Below are 19,835 nucleotides of genomic sequence, written 5' to 3'. Positions count from 1 at the left end.
TATCGTGAGAAAACAAAAACATATATTAAGAGTCTTTCTTTCCACGATTTGTTTAATTTTAATAGTTTCTGGTTTAGTCCCTAAAATTGGATTCTCTCAGACTTTCTCTTTCTCAAAATCAATTACTAAACAACAAGGATCAAACAAAATAAATCATAAACTGACAAATCAGTTTGAAAAAGAGAAGTTTGTAACATTTATAGTCAAACTTAAACAACAGGTCAACACCCCAGAGATTGCTGTAAAAATAGATCAAAAATCAAAGATTCAGGGAAAAAGTGCATTCCAAACCGAAATTATTAAACGCTCAACGATCGTCTCTACTTTACGAACGACAGCTCAAGAAACTCAACATGACTTAAAACAGTTCCTCGCTAAGGAAAAAGAAGAAGGCCGTGTAAAATATGTCCAGTCATTCTATATTGTAAACGCAATCGCGGTAACAGGGACCAAAGAAGTGGTGGATAAGCTTGCTAGTTACTCCGATGTCGAAAAAATCCTGCTTAACGAAACCCATCAAGCAAGGAAGGAAGAGAAGTTGAAAGATAATGTAATAGGAAAGCAGGTTACTACTTCCTCTCCGGAATGGAACATTGAAAAAATTGGTGCTCCTCGTGCATGGAAACAGGGCATTGATGGAACGGGGACGGTCGTTGCAAGTATTGATACTGGCGTCCAGTGGGATCATCCTTCCCTAAAGAATAAGTATCGAGGGTATAATCCTGACAATCCTGACCAGCCCGATAATATGTTTAACTGGTATGATACCGTTGGAAAAAAGGATGCACCTTACGATGATCACGGACATGGTACCCTTACCACGGGAACTATGGTAGGTTCCGCACCCGATGGAAACCAAATTGGAGTCGCTCCTAGAGCAAAATGGATAGCGGTAAAAGTAATGGATTCCTTTGGCTATACCACAGATGTAAATTTACTTGAAGCTGGTGAATGGATTTTATCACCTAAGGACTCCCAAGGGAATCCTCATCCAGAAAAAGCTCCTGATGTCGTAAACAATTCTTGGGGATATGGGAAGGAAGGTTTTCAAGACCAATGGTATCGCCAAATGGTCCAAGCATGGAGAGCAGCTGATATCTTTCCTGTTTTTGCGGCAGGGAATTATGGTGCACACGGGCCTGGTTACATCCCCCCACCAGCGTTCTATCCGGAGTCATTCGCCGTGGCTGCAACGGACAATTCTGATCGTTTAGCTCGCTTCTCATCCCGAGGTCCAACACCTTATTCTTCCGGTGAAACCAAACCTGATATCTCAGCACCTGGTGTCAATGTTCGTTCAGCCGTACCCGGCAATGGGTACGAAGAATCTAGCGGTACTTCAATGGCTGCACCTCATATCGCAGGAACTGTTGCTCTCCTTAAACAAGTTAATTCCTCTTTAAGTGTAGATGACTTAGAGGCATTATTGTTTTCTACTAGTAACTCATTAACTGATCCGGAGTTTCCAAAGTCTCCTAATAGCGGATACGGCCATGGATTAATCAACGCCTATGCAGCGGTTCAAATCCTTACTGAAGGAGCAGGAAAACTAAAAGGAAAGATCACCCAAACGATAAACGGAACTCCCACCGGTATGAGTGCCAAAATCACAGTACTTGAGAGCGGACGCTCGACAACTACCACCATGGATGGAAGCTATACTCTTTTCCAAAAACCCAATGAATATACCGTTCAAGCCGAGAAATATGGCTATAAGACAGCTAAAGAAAGAGTTATAGTTACTAAAGACGGTATAACAACCATTAATTTTGACTTACAACCCCTTCCGAAAGGAATAATAAAAGGACGTATAACCGATCCATCTAATAACCCTATCGAAAATGCAACCATTTCTCTCATAGAAGATGCAGCGATCGCACCAGTTAAAACCGATAAGAATGGCCACTTTTCCATTTCAGGATACGAAGGGACCTATTCATTACGTGTAAGTGCACCTTATAGACTTTATTCATCTTCAGAGGTCACCATTAAAGGAAACAAAGAAACTGAAAAAAATATTGTTCTTAAACCTTTTATTGGAAACCTAGAAGAAATTCATTATGATGACGGTTCAGCAGAATCCGTTGTTCCAAAACCTGATTTTGGAGACGGCTATGCTGTAAGAATGTCATTAAAAAATGGAAAAGACAAAGCTTTACTTACTGGGGGCATTTTCATGATGGGAACTCAATTAAGAGGCTCTTATTATCCTAGTCAATTTCAAGTGGCTGTATTTGATGCAAATGGACCGGATGGAGCTCCAGGTAAAAAAATTGCTGGACCTATCAATGCCAACGCCTTATCAAATGGCCGATGGACACATGTTGACCTTACAAACGAATCTATCATAGTCAACCATGATTTTTATCTTGTATACCTTGATAATGAATATAGTTCACTCAACCCTAGACTGAGTAAGGATGATAACACATTCTCAAGCCGAAGCTGGTCTTCCAAAAATGGTGTTTGGTCTAAAAATTCTGCAGAGAATCAATACATGATTCGTGCGGAAGTAAGTTATCCGATAGAAAATCCACCTACTATTACTTTTCCTAAAACTAGTCACTTTACCAATCAAAATGGCTTAACAGTCAAAGGAAAGGGTTTCTCAGGAACAAACATAAAGATCTATAACAAGGGAAAAGAAAAAACGTCAATCCCAACAAAGGCGGATGGTTCTTTTTCTGGCACAGTAATTTTATTAGAGAATGAAAACGTTTTAACGGCTGTAACGACCACAAAGGGAGGATCTACAAAACCTTCTCCTCCGATTAAAGTTATTCTCGATCAAGTAAAGCCTACGCTCACTATTAAATCTCATGTGAACGGAGGAAGAACGAACCAAAAAATAGTTACTATTAAAGGGAATGTATCAGATAAATATCTAGACAGAGTAAAAGTGAATGGTACTTCGGCTTTAATTTCCAAGGATGGAACTTACTCTGTGCGTATTCCGTTAAAAAATGGTGAAAATGTCATTCAAGCAACTGCAGTAGACAAGGCAGGGAACCAACAGTCCAAACAAATATTGCTTTTTGCAAAATTCACTTCGCCAACGATCAAGAATCTTAAACCTTCTAAGGATGTCTTTGTGAAAACAGGCCAAACCGTAAAGGTTGAATTAGAGAGTCAAAAGGGCTTGACGGGGTATTTTTCCATCCGTATGCCAAATAGTATATCTGTTATAGACGAAGTCCCATTGATGGAACAGAAAGAAGGGCATTATGTAGGATACTGGGTAGTCCCATCTAAACTTAAAGATAGAAGAGGGGCTGTAATTGAAGTATTTATGAAAGATAGGTACGGCAATAGCACCAAAAAACAAACAACTGGAAAACTATATATCAACCTAAGGAAATGATGATAACAATTTTTTTACTGTAAAAATAGCATAATGATCCCCTAGATAATTAGAAAGTAATTATTAAAATCCAATTCTTACCCTTCATGTAAGAATTGGATTTTTTGTATTATTCCTCTATCGTAACTTCACGATTTTAGATTCCATTCCTTCGAAAGTATCTTTTTTTGATTATTAGCCAAGCATTTAATCTGATTTTTCTATATAACATTGATGTAATCTATTATTTTGATAGATATAATAATATTGATGAATATTCAGAAAAATCATAATCTTAAAATGTAATGCAATTTAGATCAATTTTTATTAAAGAAAGGAGGACAACATCTTTTTCATTGTTGGATCCAATTTCTTTGTTTTTAAAAGTTAACCTGGACTTTCATCAAGAGTAATAAGGGAAATAGGGTCATGAGAGATTATTTTATCTCTGTGCATTATTAACTTATACGTTGGAAGGAGTTCTTAACATTGAGAAAACGAAAAAACGAGTTAAGAGTCTTATTGTTTACGCTAGCGTTATTTTTAATGGCTTCGAGTTTTATACCTCAAATTGGATTCTCACAGACCCCCTCTACAACAAGACAAGTATTCAATAAAACCAATCAAGAACTGATGGCACAGTTTGAGAAGGAAACGTATGTTACATTCCTTGTAAAACTTAAACAACAAGTCAATGTTTCTGAAGTAGCTTCAAAAGCGGCTCTAAAAGCCAAAAGTCAGAAAAAAAGTGCGTTTCAAGCTGAGCTCTTAAAACGATCCACCTTAGTTTCTACGTTACGTACAACCGCAGAAGAAACCCAATATCCCCTAAAACAGCTACTCTCTCAAGAGAAAAAGGCCGGACGGGTTAAGACCGTACAGTCGTTTTACATTGTTAATGCCATCGCAGTAACTGGAACAAAAGAGGTAGCAGAGAAGCTGCTAAAAGATCCTGCAGTAGATCAGATTTTCCCTAACCAAACCATCAAACTAATCGATAAAATAAAACCGGAAGGAAGGGAAACGATCTATCAGTCTATCACTTCAACTCCAGAATGGGGTCTTGAAAAAATAGGTGCACCCCGTGTATGGAAAGAAGGTATCGACGGCACTGGAGTTGTTGTTGCCAGCATCGATACAGGTGTGCAATGGGATCATCCAGCGTTAAAGGAAAAGTATCGTGGATACCGTTTGGGTGACCCGGATCATCCAGACAACATGTACAACTGGTTTGATGCTGTAGGTGAAAAAAAATCCCCTTATGATGATAATGGCCATGGTACACATACAACGGGCACGATGGTGGGCTCTGAGCCGAATGGAAATAACAAAATAGGAGTTGCCCCTGGAGCGAAATGGATAGGGGTAAAAGTATTCGACTCAAGAGGTTCTGGAACAGGTATAGATATGCTAGAAGGTGGAGAATGGATTCTTGCCCCAAAAGATGCTCAAGGTAATCCACATCCAGAAAATGCGCCAGATGTCGTCAACAACTCTTGGAGTGGGGGGACTGGTCTAGATGAATGGTATCGTCCCATGTTACAAGCCTGGAGAGCAGCGGATATCTTCCCTGTTTTTGCAGCAGGGAATGGTGGAACACTAGGTCCTGGTAGTATTTCGCATCCTGGAAACTATCCTGAGTCATTCGCTGTTGGTGCTATTGAATCGTCTAATCGATTAGCTCCTTTCTCTTCTAGAGGACCTTCTCCTTATAATCAAACCAAACCAGACGTGTCTGCCCCAGGTGTCAATATTCGTTCCGCTGTACCAGGAAGTAAATATGAAAGTGGTTGGAACGGTACTTCAATGGCTGCCCCTCATGTGGCTGGTGCTGTAGCCCTACTTCGACAAGTTAATTCCTCATTGAGCCCAGAGGACATAGAGGAAATCTTAATTCATTCTACGGTGCCATTAACTGATGTAGAATTCCCGAATGCTCCCAATAATGGATATGGGAATGGGTTGATCAACATCTATGAGGCAGTTCAAACCTTAAATAAAGGTGTAGGAAGGATACAGGGACACGTCACACAAAATATAAATGGGAGTCCTGTAGGTGTTGATAGTCAGGTCACGGTACTTGAAACAGGACGTTCCACAAAGACAAACGGGGCTGATGGCAGTTATGCTCTTTATCAACGCTCGGGGGATTTTACTCTTCTTGCTGAAGGATATGGTATTCAGGCAGCTAAACAAAGAGTGACTGTCGTAAAAAATGAAACCACAACTGTGAATTTTGATATGCAGCCTCTACCAAAAGGCACAATTAAAGGGCGTGTGACAAACGAACAAACAGGAAAACCAATTGCCAATGCGACGATTTCTCTTATTGAAGATGCAGCTGTTGCCCCTGTTAAAACCAATAAGGATGGCTACTTCGCCCTTACAGCTTACGAAGGAACCTATACTTTACGTATAAGTGCGCCTTTCTATTATAAAACAACCGCTAACATCATTATTGATGGTGATCAAACCACCCTACAAAACGCTGTGCTAAAACCATTCATTGGTTATTCAGAACAACTTCGTTATGATGATGGGACGGCAGAATCAACTCTTAATAACCCTAACAGTAAGATGTATGCCACTAAAATGATTTTAAAAGAGGGACAAGAGAAAGCATTGCTTACTGGTGGTCTTTTTATGATCAACAAAGAGAGCCCTTCCAATAATGATTTTCAGGTCGCTGTATATGATGCTAGTGGAATTCATGGAAAACCAGGTAAAAAGATTGCTGGTCCGTTTGATGCAACAGCCCAAATGAATAATCAATGGACACTAGTCAATCTTGCAGGCGAATCGATTTTTGTTCCTAAAGAGTTCTATTTAGCTTTTATACCAAATGATAGTGTTAGTGGACCTAAATTGCGTGGTGACGAAAGTTCATCTAATCTAGGTAACTGGGAGTATATTTACGGGTGGTCTAAAAATTATAAAGACGCAAACTACATGATTCGTGCTGAAGTTAGTTATGAGATTAAAACTGCGCCTTCTATTACTTCACCAGCTAATGGTCTCTTTACCAACAAACCATTAATTACGGTAAAAGGGAAAGGAACCAAACCAGGAACAGCAGTGAAAATTTATAACAACGGGAAAGAAAATAAATCTGTTCCTTCAAATAATGATGGATCGTTTACTAGCCAAGTTACATTAGGAGAAGGGGAAAATATCCTAACTGCTGCAACCTCAACCCCTGTAGGAACAACAAAACCATCTTCTCCAGTTAAAGTCATACTTGATAAAATTAAGCCGTCTCTAACCATTCAATCACCTGTTAACGAATGGAAAACGAATAAAACGGCGGTAATCATAACTGGGAAAGTATCCGATAAATATTTAAAAAGTGTCAAAGTAAATGGTTATTCGGTAGTTGTGGCGAGGAACGGAACCTACTCTGTCCGTATTCCCTTAAATTCAGGAAAAAATACGATAAAGGCGGTAGCCTTAGACAAAGCCGGAAACCAGCAGACAAAACAAATAACAATTTTTACAAAATATTCGGCACCTACCATAAAGAATATCAAGCCTGCAAAAAATATCTATGTAAAAACAGGACACACCGTAAAAATTGAATTGGATAGCCAACCCGGACTGAAAGGTTCGTATATAATCCGATTGCCACTTTTTGAGCAATCTCAGATTTCAATTTCGCAAAGTTCCTACGAGTTACAGTTAAGGGAACAAAAAAATGGACATTATGTAGGCTATTGGAAAGTTCCGTCAAAACTAAAAGATATTAAAGGAGCAGTCATTGAAGTTTTTATGAAGGATCAATATGGAAATCAGACAAAAAGACTTGCATCTGGAAAACTATATATCAATCTAAGGAAGTAGAAAGAGATATAACTAATACAGCCGCTTATCAAATGATAAGCGGTTTCTTTATGCAATAAAAATAAGAAATGTTATTACTAGCCTTTATTAATGAAAGAATAGATTGTATCTAGTGATTATTAATTATTCGTATAATATCAATTTTACGAAAAATATACCATGGAAACGAATTTTTGGTATAATATAGAAAACAGTTTTAGAATAGAGGTGTTTTTTTATGGTGGGTTGCCAAAATTGCTGTCATTCCGATTTATTTCGTACGTTTAAATTACTAGACGAGGATTATGTACCTGGAGCTGAAGTGGTATCCGAATACGACGATGAACTTGAAGAATGTCCGATTTGTAAAACTCCTCTTATGGATGATGAATATCTAGTTGTTGATGAAGAGAACTTTTTAGATGAATCACTAAAATATTTAGCCCAAAAAATAAATGCTGAAATATATGAGTGCCAAAGTTGTAACTGGACTATAATTCCATATGAACAAAGAAATGGAGACCCCCTTGATTTAAATATGGTTGGGAGTTTAGTAGACAGTTATAATATCCCTTCTCATCTGCTATCAAGAATTTACTCTTATCTAAAATGCAGGTGTGGAAATCCAGTAAATCATGATGATCCCTACGTTACTGAGGGTGAAATAAAAAACTGGTTTAACGAGGATATTGAATTTATAATAGAAACCTTTAATGTCTCTGGTGAGGAAACCGAGGAATTTATAGAATTCCTTCAGGAAAATCCAATGTTAGGTTTATCTCAGCCTATTGGAAAAACAATATTTGATAAAATAAGAAATAGTGATTTTCCGGGGATTGAAAAAATTAAAGCAGGGACAATTTTTTACCGAGGAAGAACTAGAAATAAATATCAGAGACTTGTCCCATTTATAGAAGAAGAGTTATGGAACCCTCCTATCGGTATACCACAACAAGGTAGGTTTAATCCCCCAGGGGTTACAAATTTATACTTAGGTGATAAGCAAGATGCTGTTTTATTAGAAATTTCGCCTTCAAATTTAGATATAGTGGACATTGCTGAATTTGAAATAACAAGTGAGCTTAAAGTGTTCAACTCAACAAAAACTGATATCGATATATTTGCTGGTACGGTTAAAGACAATAATGGTTATTCCTCTTCCTATGAATATATTTTTCCGAATTTCTTATCCCAATGTTTAGCTTACCATGGCTTTAACGGGATAGTTTACTCAAGTGTTAAAGATCCTGAAGCTTTGAATCTTTGCTTGTTTAATTTTCAAAAGAATGTGGATATCCGTATGACTAAAATTCATACGAATGCAAATGTTTCATCCGATGATGATCCCTTTGGGCTTAAACCCAAGATAGAAATTGTTAAAGTTGAGAATAAACCAGATATCGATTATACAGATATTTTTTAATATAACTCTTCGTAAAAATTGCATTATACGAACATACGTTCTGTAATATGGATATATCTAAAAAGGGGGTTTTTTTATTGGCTATATCAAGACAGCGCGAGAAGTTTCAGCAAAAAGTAGATAAAATCCAAGAAGAACTTCCCTTTTATTGTATTGAATATATCGATTCCCGTGATCACCTCTCTCCTGTTACGCTTTATAACTATGCCAGGGATTTCCAGGATTTTTTTGAATGGCTGATTTCCGAAAGAATCGTAAAAGGTCCAATGAAAGAGATTGAGTTATCAGCATTAGAGCATCTTTCGTTAAAGGAAGTCGAGAGTTATTTCCGTACCATAGGAAAAAAAGAATATACCACCGCTAAGAAAAAGAACGCGGAAAAGAAACGCATATCCCAAGCGACTGTAAACCGTAAAAAATCTGCTCTTCGCTCCCTTTTCAGCTACTTAACAAACGAAACTGAGAATGAAAAAGGAGAATCCTACATCGTTAGAAACGTATTATCGAAGATCCGGATACATAAAGAAAAAGAAACCTTAAATGAACGGGCAAAAAAAATTGTAAATAAGATATTTGTTGGCACAAATGATATCGGTTTTCTAAACTACATTAAAGATGAGCATATCCATTCCCTCTCGCCGAAGCAACAAGCTTATTTTATTCGAGATAAAGAGAGAGATTTTGCTATCATCTCCCTATTTTTAGGAACCGGTATAAGACTTGATGAATTGGCAAATATCCGTTTGAAAGATATCGATTTTACCAGCAGCGAGATACATGTGATTCGTAAAGGGAATAAAAAAGACTCCGTTGCTGTTGTTCCTGAAAGTATTGAGGATCTAAAAAAGTATATTGATGTTAGAAATAAAAAGTACGGTGGGACTATGGATGAAGATGAGTTTGTCTTCTTAACAGTTTATAAAAAGGAAACGTCCCCCCTCTCCCACCGCGCTATACAGAATATTGTTTATAAGTATACAAAAGCTTTTGATAAAAAGATGTCACCGCATAAGCTGAGACATACTTATGCGACGAATCTAGCAGAAGCAACTGGTGATCTTTCATTAGTTATGAACCAATTAGGTCACACATCCTCCCAAACCTCTTTGTTATATATCACTACTACAAGGGAAAAAGCGAAGAAAGCATCAGAATTATTAGGAATACGTAGGAATAGTATCAATAACGATTAAAAAGCCGTTCATATTTGAACGGCTTTTTTAATTATAGTTTTAGAGTTATTCGTAAGTCCCTTTTAACTAAACTGTTCAGGAATATAATTAATTCGGGTTGTAAATCTTAAAGGCTTTTTAAAATTACTCAGTTTTTTAATATCTTATTGTTTGAGTACTTATACTTTGTAAGGTACTCCTTTAGTTTTGCCCCTCCTCCCTATTGTTCTCCCAGCTTTTAATGGATTACTTCTGATTTAGAAGTCATTCACATAAACTTAAGAATTTTGTATGTTTTTTTTAAGTCTTTCTTATGTTTTATCTTTTATTCTTTACCTATCACATAAGGAGGGCTATTTTAAATGGAAATATATATAGTTCTTACGGATACTAAGACCCTATTCACAAAAGTAATCAGTAAATTTACAAATCATCCTTTAAATCATGCTTCCATTTCTTTTGACAAGAAGTTAATAGATGTATACAGTTTTGGCCGTAAAGAACCAAACAATCCTTTTATTGGTGGCTTTGTTAAAGAAAATATGCAGAATAAACTGTTTAAAAGGTCTTATTGTAAGGTGTATAGATGCAAAGTAACCCCATTTCAGTATAAATTGATGCAATCCTATATTTTAAGAATAGAAAAGGAACAAAAAAATTTTAAGTATAATTTCCGGGGATTATTTGGGGTTATTCTGAATAAGGAATTCGAGCAAAAAAATGCTTTCTTTTGTTCTGAATTTGTAGCGAAAGTCTTAAACGTAGGTGGAATCCCGATCATAAAAAAATCAGATAGTCTTATGACACCATATGATATCTCCTGTTCGACGGATCTCCATTTATTCTATCAAGGTCCGCTCATTGAATATCCTTTTTACTCACAAACTGATCATGTCCCATCCTCAGATTTCACTCCAATAAGTCAATCTATCTAGCATTTTGTTTAGTTGAACAAACAAGAGACTAGTATACTTTTATAAAATGGAAATTTAATAACGTTCATATTGAGCCAATTGTTCTTCTTAAAAAGGGGCGACTGATTAGTCGCCTCTTTTACTTGTCTGAAAGATTTAGTTATAGATTTAGTTAATGGATAAATTTATAAATAGATAACATCTATCATTTTAATAGATTTAATCATATTGATTAATAGTCAGAAAAATCATAATCTTTATGGTGTATTCATTTAAGCCATTTTTTTCTAGAAAGGAGACATTGGTCATTTGGTAGTTAAAAGATTAATAATTTCTTTAATAAGTCAATGGAAGGAGTTCTTAGCTTTGACCAAACAAAAAATGAGTAATACTAGAAAACGATTTGCGGTTATGTGTCTTTCAAGTTCTATCGTTTTATCACAATTCACTGGACTTTTATCGAATCCTTACTCTTCTAAGGTTGCACATGCGCAATCCAAAGTAACAACTGAGAAAATACTAGCCAATCTCACTTATGAGCAGCGAACAGCATTTATGGAACTGCAAACAACTCAGGTAACAGGTTTGCATTTATCACCAAAGGTAAATCTGAAGAGTACAGACGAAATTTCTGTTATTGTTGAATTCAAACAACGGCCGCATAAGATAGCCGTAATCGAAGCAGCGATAGAAGGGAAAAGTTTGTCTGTAACAGAAGCGAAAAACCAGGTGGATGTCTCACATGATACTTTTAAGAAAGATTTAGAGGTGATTCTTGCTTCCAAAGAGGCAAAGGATGCTTCCTCTTACAAGGTAAAAAGATCCTATAAAAATGCCTTTAATGGGGTAGCTATGAAACTACCAGCTAACCAAGTTCAATCACTATTACAATCGAAGGCGGTTAAAGCAATTTATAGTGATTTAAAGGTCCAAGTTGAACCACCTGTAGAAGTGAAGAATTCGGATGCAAGCCAAATGGGTCTGGGGATGGCAGATGAACGTTCTCACCTCCAAATTGATAAGCTTCATGAGGAAGGCTTCACAGGTAAAGGTGTTAAGGTGGGAGTTATCGACACAGGAATTGACTATAACCACCCTGATTTAAAAGGAGCTTTTAAAGGTGGTTATGACTTTGTTGACAATGATGCAGATCCAATGGAAACGACTTATGAGGATTGGGTAAAGGCAGGAAAACCTTATAATTCGTCATATATGACAACTCACGGAACACATGTATCAGGAACCATTGCTGGACAAGGAAAGAATAATAATAATTATGCAACCACGGGGGTTGCTCCAGACGCTGAACTGTATGCTTACCGTGTACTGGGACCTTATGGATCAGGGGAATTTTCAAGTGTTATGGCTGGTATGGAAAAAGCAATGGAAGATGGTATGGACGTAATCAATATGTCATTGGGAGTAAATCAAAATGATCCAATGAATCCTGTAAGTATGGCATTAAATAACACTGTATTAAGTGGAATCACGGCAGTGGTTTCTGCTGGAAACTCTGGTAGTGGAATGTACACTTTAGGATATCCAGGTGCAGCAGCATTAGCGCTAACTGTTGGGGCAAGCAATGTTCCTAGAACCATTCCTCAATATCATGGCTCACTTGCAGCTGGGGAAAAAACTGTGACTGTAGATTTAAGACTACTGGCATTTGGATTTGGAGATGACATCACGAAGTTTAAAGGTCAAACACTCCCAGTTGTTTATACAGGGATAGGGAGTGAAAAGGATTTTGAAAATAAAAATGTAGAAGGAAAAATTGCCTTAATAGTCCATGGGGATATCGCCTTGCAATCAAAAATTGTTAATGCGAAACAAAATGGTGCAGCTGCTGTGCTTATATACAATATCGACCAGGATGAGGGGCACATTCCTTATTATTTGGCAGAGGGAAGAGATTACATTCCTGCATACTCCTTAACGTATGCTGATGGTATAGCCTTAAAACAACATGTAGAAGCAGGCCATACAAACTTCACCTTTGGTGAGATGACAGAATTGAAAACACAGGGAGATATTTTAGCAGATTTTAGCTCCCGTGGACCATCTAGTACAAATATTGATATCAAACCAGAAGTGACAGCACCAGGAGTAGCTGTACTATCAACGATTGCTTCAGATGTGATCAATGGTAATCAAGGAGACAATTATCAATATGCATACCATCGTCTATCTGGAACCTCAATGGCAGCTCCACATGTTGCTGGTACTGCTGCACTTTTATTGCAAGCTAATCCTAATTTGCAGCCAGAAGAAGTAAAGAGCATTTTAATGAATACAGCAGATCCGTTAAGTAAGCCTTACAGTGTGTTTGAAGTTGGCGCTGGACGTGTTGATCCGTACGAAGCGATTCATTCGGATGTCGTAATCTCAGTCAAGGACAGCACCCCACTAATTGAGAACGGAAAGGAAAAAAGGATTAATGAAAAAACTGGCAGCATCAGCTTTGGGTATCACTTGTATTCAGGCAAGGATATTGCTGATTCACGGACTGTAATCCTTACGAATAACGGCAATACCGCCAAAACATTCGATGTGAAGGTACATTTCCAATCGGATCTAAGAGGATCTAAGGATGCAGCGAAAAATGGAGTGAAAGTACAAACGGATACTACTATCGAGCTAAAAGGTAATGATCAAAAGAAAGCAAATGTTTCTCTTTACCTACCAAAAAATGCTGAACTGGGAATTTATGAAGGGTATGTGGTGTATACAAACAAAGATAATCCATCTGAAACCTATCAAGTACCATTCGGTTTCAGTTATGAAGAAGCAGGATTTAATTATTTCAAATTTGAACAACATGCTATGACATCGACAATATATCCGGAACCAAGTAATTTCAAACGGATGGCGACTGGGTACCGTTTAAGTTTAAAGTCCCATGTAAAGAGGATTGATTTTATGATCATTGATCCTGAAACAAATGAATATATTGGGTCTCTTAATGCAATTGATGGAAAAAATATAGAACCAAATAAAGATTTATCTTTAGGTACCATGGGTTTTTATCACCCTTTTATCGGGAATCAAAAAAAACCATCATCTAGTGATATCAACGATTTAATATCATCGCTTGCAAATCGCTTAGATACAATCAAACCTGGAAAATATAAAATAAAGGCTATTGCGACAAATGATAATGGAGAAACGTTTTCTTCAAATGAAGAGGTTCTTTTTATCGACAATACCGCTCCAGAGTTTAAGCTCGATTTACCAAACGGAGTGTATGAGTATGAAGCAGGTCAAAAATCGGTATCATTTTCTGGTTCCATATACGACAATATTATCAATGATATGAAGGCAGCAGGTTTGGATGTTTCTCAAGCTAATAATAAAGTTTGGTACTTATACAACAATGCATTTCATCATCCAGCTGATTCGGTAATGGTATCATTGAATCAAGATGGAACATTTTCAGGTAGCATACCAATGGATGAATCGATTCCCATTCTTCCAGTTAACTTCAATGCTCAAAGTATATCTGATGCTGGAGATTACCCAAAAATGCTGTCAACTTATTTTGTAAAGAAAGGTACACAGTATGTATCAGCCAAACCGAATAAGGAAGAGCAAAAAATGGGCGAATCAGTTACGTATACATTGACAATGCATAATGCAAATATGCTAAAAAATCAAACATTAACATTCGATTATCTCAGTGATCACTTTGAAATTGAGAACATAGCTGTCCATCAAGACCTTCAGAAAAAAGCCGCAGTTGAATTAAAAGAGGAAGAGTTACAAGGAGATGGAACATATAAAAAGCATCGTATTCATGTAACTGTGAAGGATGGAGTCCAAAGTATTAACGGAACTATCCCAGTAGTAGATGTAACCTTTAAAGTAAAGGATGAACAATATTATGATGGTGAGTTAAATCTAGAAAATCTTACATCCTCGTATATCAATACGGATGAGGAGACAGTCTCTATTCCAAGTGTATCTATTGAGTCTTATGTGATTCCAACCTTTTCGGAAGTAATCATTGCAGGATTGGAACAAGGACTTCCTTTAGATGTGGATTATACAAAAGCAGGTGTCACAGCATCAGTTACCGATGAGAATAACAAACAATATAAAGGAATAGTTGTAAATAATGGAGGCTATCTTTATGTGAAGTTTCCTAAGTTGCCTGTTACCTCTAAAGAGTTGATGTATCATATTCACGTACCAGGTGAATTTGATATCAGCTATCCATTTACTGTTTTTAAACAAGATGGAGAAACCATTCGAGGTGAGAGTGATGTCCAATTTTTTGGACTTATATATGCTGGTGATGTAAACGATGACCAAGTCATTGATATTAAGGATGCGATATACATGAAACAACACTGGGGTACCAATACACGCAGCGCAGATATTAACTATGATGGTGTAGTAGATATGAACGACTTTGCCTTCATAGAAAATAATTTCTTATTGGTGAATGACACTGCGACCAATCCTCCAAACCCACAAGAAAGGTTTAAAGGGCAAACATTAGAAAGTATCAAAAAAGAATTAGAAGGTAATTAAGTCTAGCTTTATTACTTTGAATAATAGTTGAATGTATAGCAAAGAGACGACCAATCGGTCGTCTCTTTTATTTTCTATATTATTAATTTTCTAATGTTAATTCCCTTCCCTTATTATAAAATCTGTTCATCTCCTCTTGAGGGACCATGCTCCCACCTGTTGCCCATACAATATGAGTTGCGTTCTTCATTTTATCTTTCAGACCCATGTTCTGTAAATAGGTCGATCCCTCTTTTAAGAGGTTAACAGGACCTATCATACCTGCCAGGGCTGAAGGTTCTAAACGAATGAGTTCTTCATCAATCAAGGCACTTAGCATTTTATACATTTGAGAATCACTGATCGTATAGCTACCACTCAAGAAAGGTTCTATCGTTTTTCCGACGAAGCCTGAAGGCCTTCCGACCGCCAAGCCATCTGCAGCTGTTCTGTTATCGATACCGAAATCTTGAACAGAAACTCTATCATGGAGTCCCGTTACAAGGCCTAGTAACATACATGGAGAGTGTGTTGGCTCTGCAAAGAAGCAGTGGACATTATCTTTAAACAGTTGTTTTAATCCAAAAGCAACTCCTCCTGGCCCACCACCTACCCCACAAGGGAGATAAACGAATAGAGGATGATCTTCGTCCACCCGGATTCTCTTCTCATCCAACTGACTTTTTAGTCGAGATGCAGCAACCGCGTAACCAAGGAACAAGTCTTTAGAGTTTTCATCATCTATAAAGTAGCAGTTGGGATCACGCTCAGCTTGTTTTCTTCCCTCTTCTACCGCTTTGCTGTAATCTTCCTTGTACTCAATAACGGAAACTCCCTTTGATCTTAAGAGCTCCTTCTTCCATTCTTTCGCGTCGGCTGACATATGAACCGTCACATTAAACCCTAGTTTAGCACTAATGATCCCTATACTGAGTCCTAAGTTCCCTGTTGAACCCACTGCGATAGAAAACTTGGAAAAAAATTTCTGAAACGCCTCATCCTCGAGAATCGAATAGTCGCTATCGAGAGTTAACAGATTGTTTTCTAAAGCTAGATGCTCTGCATGTTTAAGGACTTCATAAATCCCGCCTCGTGCTTTAATAGAACCAGAGATAGGCAGGTGACTATCACACTTTAGTAAAAGATTCCCCAATAGCTCTTGCTCATAAGTTCGTTCAAGATAATGTTTCATGGAATCAATCTCAACCAAAGGTGACTCTATTATTCCGTTAAGCTTTGCGGTCTCAGGAAAAGCCTTCACAAAATAAGGAGCGAATCGAATTAATCGGTTCTCCGCATCGACTATATCTGCTTTTGTAAGTTTCGAATTGGAATTTCCCTTCTCAAAGTGCTCTAGTTTTGGATTAACCCAAAAGACCTCATCTAACATAGTGATCCTGCCAATAATGGGATGTTCTTGTTGAAGACGACTTATCGTGATGGATTCCATATGTTCCTCCTAATAGAAATAGTGCAAATTATTGTAGTATATATGAATCTGTACCTCAAAAAATGCTGTTCTGCCTATCTTTTTAACTAAAATGCATAATTTGATAGGTTCCTTATCATTATGCAGTGACATCACGTTTACTAAATACGGACCACGTCAGTACATTCATTCCAATAAAATAAACAATCAATACGGTGATGGATAAACCGAGAGTCATTCCTTGAAACATCGGTTTTCCGACAATATACTGCATAAGATCCGTATTCGCAAATAAAATATATTTTGACCATTCGAACCCTTTAAGAGTTGCAGTTAAGCTTGGACCCAACATAAAGAACAAAATAGATAAAAGGGTTGAGAGTACATTACTACGTGATAGTGATGAAATCAGAAAGGCAACCGTAACATACATAACAGCAGAAATAAGAACAGTCACGTATTTCATCATCAGAACATGAAACACACCTCCATGTGGGGAGGGAGTATTCATTCCGCCAAATCCATATAAAACTCCGTTTACTAGAACACTAACAACTAAGCATGTAACCAGCATAAACAATGTAAAAATAATAGATGAGATATACTTAGAGAAAAGTACTCTGCCCCTTGTCTGTGATTGTGTTAATAACATTTTGATTGTTCCAGATGAGAACTCGCTTGTCACAGTATCTCCCGCTATCACAATACAGAATATGATAGCAAGCTGTGTAAGACTAAAAAGAGAGTCAGCGGCCTTCCATCCTGTTATAGGTTCTGTTCCATACAGTTTCAAAATAAATGACATGATGAGCACCAACGATACTATTGAACCAAACATCACCCAAGTACGAGGTCTACGGTATATCTTCATGTTTTCATTTAATATTAAGTTATACATGACTTATCCCCCCCTCGGTCATCGTTAAAAATGCATCTTCGAGTGTATGGTTTTTAGGAGTTACAGTATAGACCTTGACCCCTGCTGAAATCAAATAGCTTATGATATCAGGAATGGTTTCTTTAGTTGTTTGGACATTTATTCTATTTGCATCATAAGATAACGCTTGCAATTCCAGATTTATGTTCAAGATCTTTTTGGCTACTTCCACATTATCCACTTCAATTTCAAAGATTGTACCCTCACTAGGAGCAGTGATCATCTCAGAAACCAACCTTACATCCATTAGTCTGCCTTTCTGAATAATCGCTACGCGATCGCACATCAACTCCATTTCTGAAAGCAGATGACTAGAAACGATTACAGATACTCCTTCCTCTTTGGCTAGCTTTCGAAGGTAACTTCGCAATTCTCGAATACCCGCAGGATCTAAACCATTGGTCGGTTCATCTAGAATAAGGACTGTCGGTTTTCTTAACAAAGCTTGAGCAAGTCCCAATCTTTGTCTCATTCCTAATGAATAGGTCCTTACTTTATCGTGGATACGTTCATCTAAACCAACTAATTTTGCTACCTCTTCTATGCGTTCAAGTTTAATATCTTCACCCATACGAGCGTAGTGTAGTAGGTTTTCGTATCCTGTCAGGTATTTGTACATCTCGGGATTCTCAACGATAGCTCCTATGTTCTTCATGGCTTTTTGAAACTCTTTATCCGAATCTACTCCGTTTATATGAACAGTACCGTTCGTTTTGGATATCAGTCCAACGATCATTCGAATAGTCGTAGTCTTCCCTGCCCCGTTTGGCCCAAGTAAACCAAAGACTTCTCCCTTTTGTATATCAATAGAGATATTGTCGACAATCCTTCTTTCTCCAATCACCTTTGTTAGATTTCTAATTTGTACAGAATTCTGTTTCTTCATAATCGTCCTTCTTTCCCCATTGAACACTTCTATAAGAGAATAAAATTATTGTCATGGCTTTATTTTATTTATACTTTTCTCAAGACTATCCAGCATATCATCCAAATCTTGACCGACTGAGAAACCTTGTTCTTTATCAGAATAAGCTTTTTCCAAAGCCATTTTTGATTCAGAAATTAAAATATTATCGCCTTTTGTTAACTCATCGTTTTCTTCTAAATCTTTAAGTTTTTTTTGTAAGTCTTGGATTTCTTTCACCGAAAGATTTTCAATGGAATTGTTCAATGTCTTGTGTATCTGCTTGGCATGTTCATGTATTTCAGGTGTTGAGTTTATTTTTTGTCCCCCAAGAGCTAAAGACATATTACAACCCGTCAAAATTACAGAGACAACAATACTCAATGCAATAAATACTATTTTCTTCATAGATAAGCTCCTAAATTATCGGCAATGCCGTTTTTTGTAGTACTAACAACCAAACAATGATAAAAAAATCAATTAGATAACTTCCATTCGCAAATAATGACTAAAAATTCATCCACTTTCTCTGCTGTGATAGAACCCTCCATCTTAAGCATAAGGCTCTTAGCGATAGACAACCCTAATCCGGTTCCTTCACCAGAACGTGTTTTATCAGATGTGTAGAATCTATCAAAAAGAGTGTGGGGTTCAATTATGGCAAGGTCAGATGCCTGATTCCTTACCCTTAATATTGCGCTGGTATTACCTGCTTCAAGAGAGATTGAAACTTTTCCGATGGCATGGTTAATCACATTGTTAATCAAATTTTCGATAACTCTTCTAACTGCAGACTCATCGGCCATAATAAAAATGTCTTCTTTGGGGATGTCAATCTCAGGTACCATGTTTAATTCTTCTAATTGATCGAAAAAACTTAACAAGATCTCCCATAACAGTTTAGTAAAGTTCAATTTCTTTAGTTTTAATTGATAATCCACTGACTCGATCACGGATAACTCAAAAAACTCATTTATTAATGACTGAAGCCTTTTTGTTCGTTTTTTTGTGATATCCAAATACCTACGTTTCTCGTCGGTAATTTGTTCGTCATGCTCTAGTAACTGTATATAACCTAAGATTGAGGTCAACGGTGTTCTAAGATCATGGGACATATTGGCAATTGCTTGTTTTAGTAGATGCTCGCTTTTCTCTTTATCGATTCTTTCACTTAACCGACTCTCGATCAGCAGATTAATCTCGACAGCAACTTCTTCAAGTTCTTTATCAAATAAGCCTATGCTGATTTTTTGATTGGTTGGTTGAGTGTTATATTCTCTTAACTGATTTTTAATATTTATAAGTCCTCTTCTTAGGAGATTTAAACGGATAAGAAAAATGAATGCTAAAACAAAGGATAAGGTTGTTAAGTAAACCATTTTTCCACC

The 19,835-nt window shown here is 37.1% G+C and carries 11 protein-coding genes; 6 read left to right on the top strand and 5 right to left on the bottom strand.

Translation table 11 applies throughout. From position 1 onward, the window contains the following. Positions 1-4: 4 nt before the first annotated feature. The 6 genes from IEV52_RS19650 (at position 5) to IEV52_RS22680 (ending at position 15,198) form a co-directional block, all read left to right on the top strand. Positions 5-3,361 carry a S8 family serine peptidase gene (locus IEV52_RS19650; protein WP_229754388.1) on the top strand — a complete coding sequence of 1,119 codons (3,357 nt, stop codon included), beginning with the start codon at positions 5-7 and terminating at the stop codon, positions 3,359-3,361. A 468-nt stretch (positions 3,362-3,829) separates the two neighbouring features. Next, complete coding sequence (locus IEV52_RS19645; protein ID WP_229754387.1) at positions 3,830-7,177, top strand: S8 family peptidase; 3,348 nt, start codon at positions 3,830-3,832, stop codon at positions 7,175-7,177. A gap of 217 nt (positions 7,178-7,394) precedes the next feature. Continuing rightward, a complete protein-coding gene (locus tag IEV52_RS19640) occupies positions 7,395-8,579 on the top strand; it encodes an RES family NAD+ phosphorylase (protein WP_188404290.1) in 1,185 nt (394 codons plus the stop codon). 47 nt (positions 8,580-8,626) lie between these two features. Then, positions 8,627-9,772, top strand: coding sequence for a tyrosine recombinase XerS (gene xerS / locus IEV52_RS19635; protein WP_188404289.1), 1,146 nt, complete (start codon positions 8,627-8,629; stop codon positions 9,770-9,772). Positions 9,773-10,113: 341 nt separating this feature from the next. Continuing rightward, the gene (locus tag IEV52_RS19630) at positions 10,114-10,686 is read left to right on the top strand and encodes a hypothetical protein (RefSeq protein WP_188404288.1); all 573 of its coding nucleotides are present in this window, start codon (positions 10,114-10,116) and stop codon (positions 10,684-10,686) included. Positions 10,687-11,031: 345 nt separating this feature from the next. Further along, positions 11,032-15,198 (top strand): S8 family serine peptidase, encoded by a 4,167-nt coding sequence (locus IEV52_RS22680; RefSeq protein WP_188404287.1) that lies wholly within the window; start codon positions 11,032-11,034, stop codon positions 15,196-15,198. An 82-nt stretch (positions 15,199-15,280) separates the two neighbouring features. Here IEV52_RS22680 and dsdA read toward each other — a convergent pair whose 3' ends face one another. From dsdA to IEV52_RS19600, 5 genes are all read right to left on the bottom strand, one after another. Beyond that, positions 15,281-16,627, bottom strand: coding sequence for a D-serine ammonia-lyase (dsdA, locus tag IEV52_RS19620; RefSeq protein ID WP_188404286.1), 1,347 nt, complete (start codon positions 16,625-16,627; stop codon positions 15,281-15,283). A gap of 118 nt (positions 16,628-16,745) precedes the next feature. Then, complete coding sequence (locus IEV52_RS19615) at positions 16,746-17,504, bottom strand: ABC transporter permease (RefSeq protein WP_188404285.1); 759 nt, start codon at positions 17,502-17,504, stop codon at positions 16,746-16,748. Continuing rightward, positions 17,497-18,429 (bottom strand): ABC transporter ATP-binding protein, encoded by a 933-nt coding sequence (locus tag IEV52_RS19610; RefSeq protein ID WP_188404284.1) that lies wholly within the window; start codon positions 18,427-18,429, stop codon positions 17,497-17,499. Before IEV52_RS19610 ends, IEV52_RS19615 begins: the two co-directional genes overlap by 8 nt. A 51-nt stretch (positions 18,430-18,480) precedes the next feature. Beyond that, on the bottom strand, positions 18,481-18,855 hold the full coding sequence (locus tag IEV52_RS19605; protein WP_188404283.1) for a hypothetical protein: 375 nt from the start codon (positions 18,853-18,855) through the stop codon (positions 18,481-18,483). Positions 18,856-18,923: 68 nt separating this feature from the next. Beyond that, positions 18,924-19,826 carry a sensor histidine kinase gene (locus tag IEV52_RS19600; protein WP_188404282.1) on the bottom strand — a complete coding sequence of 301 codons (903 nt, stop codon included), beginning with the start codon at positions 19,824-19,826 and terminating at the stop codon, positions 18,924-18,926. Between the last annotated feature and the right edge of the window lie 9 nt (positions 19,827-19,835).

This window comes from Fictibacillus barbaricus, from assembly GCF_014635025.1.
GTDB classification, from domain to species: domain Bacteria; phylum Bacillota; class Bacilli; order Bacillales; family Fictibacillaceae; genus Fictibacillus; species Fictibacillus barbaricus.
The sequence above is the reverse complement of the archived record's forward strand: the minus strand, read 5'-3'. Positions and strand labels throughout refer to the sequence as shown.

Coding starts and splice junctions, on each gene's coding strand:
- xerS (WP_188404289.1), top strand. CDS start 8,627: ATGGATATATCTAAAAAGGGGGTTTTTTTATTGGCTATATCAAGACAG.
- IEV52_RS19615 (WP_188404285.1), bottom strand. CDS start 17,504: ATGTATAACTTAATATTAAATGAAAACATGAAGATATACCGTAGACCT.
- dsdA (WP_188404286.1), bottom strand. CDS start 16,627: ATGGAATCCATCACGATAAGTCGTCTTCAACAAGAACATCCCATTATT.
- IEV52_RS19610 (WP_188404284.1), bottom strand. CDS start 18,429: ATGAAGAAACAGAATTCTGTACAAATTAGAAATCTAACAAAGGTGATT.
- IEV52_RS19640 (WP_188404290.1), top strand. CDS start 7,395: ATGGTGGGTTGCCAAAATTGCTGTCATTCCGATTTATTTCGTACGTTT.
- IEV52_RS19605 (WP_188404283.1), bottom strand. CDS start 18,855: ATGAAGAAAATAGTATTTATTGCATTGAGTATTGTTGTCTCTGTAATT.
- IEV52_RS19600 (WP_188404282.1), bottom strand. CDS start 19,826: ATGGTTTACTTAACAACCTTATCCTTTGTTTTAGCATTCATTTTTCTT.
- IEV52_RS19630 (WP_188404288.1), top strand. CDS start 10,114: ATGGAAATATATATAGTTCTTACGGATACTAAGACCCTATTCACAAAA.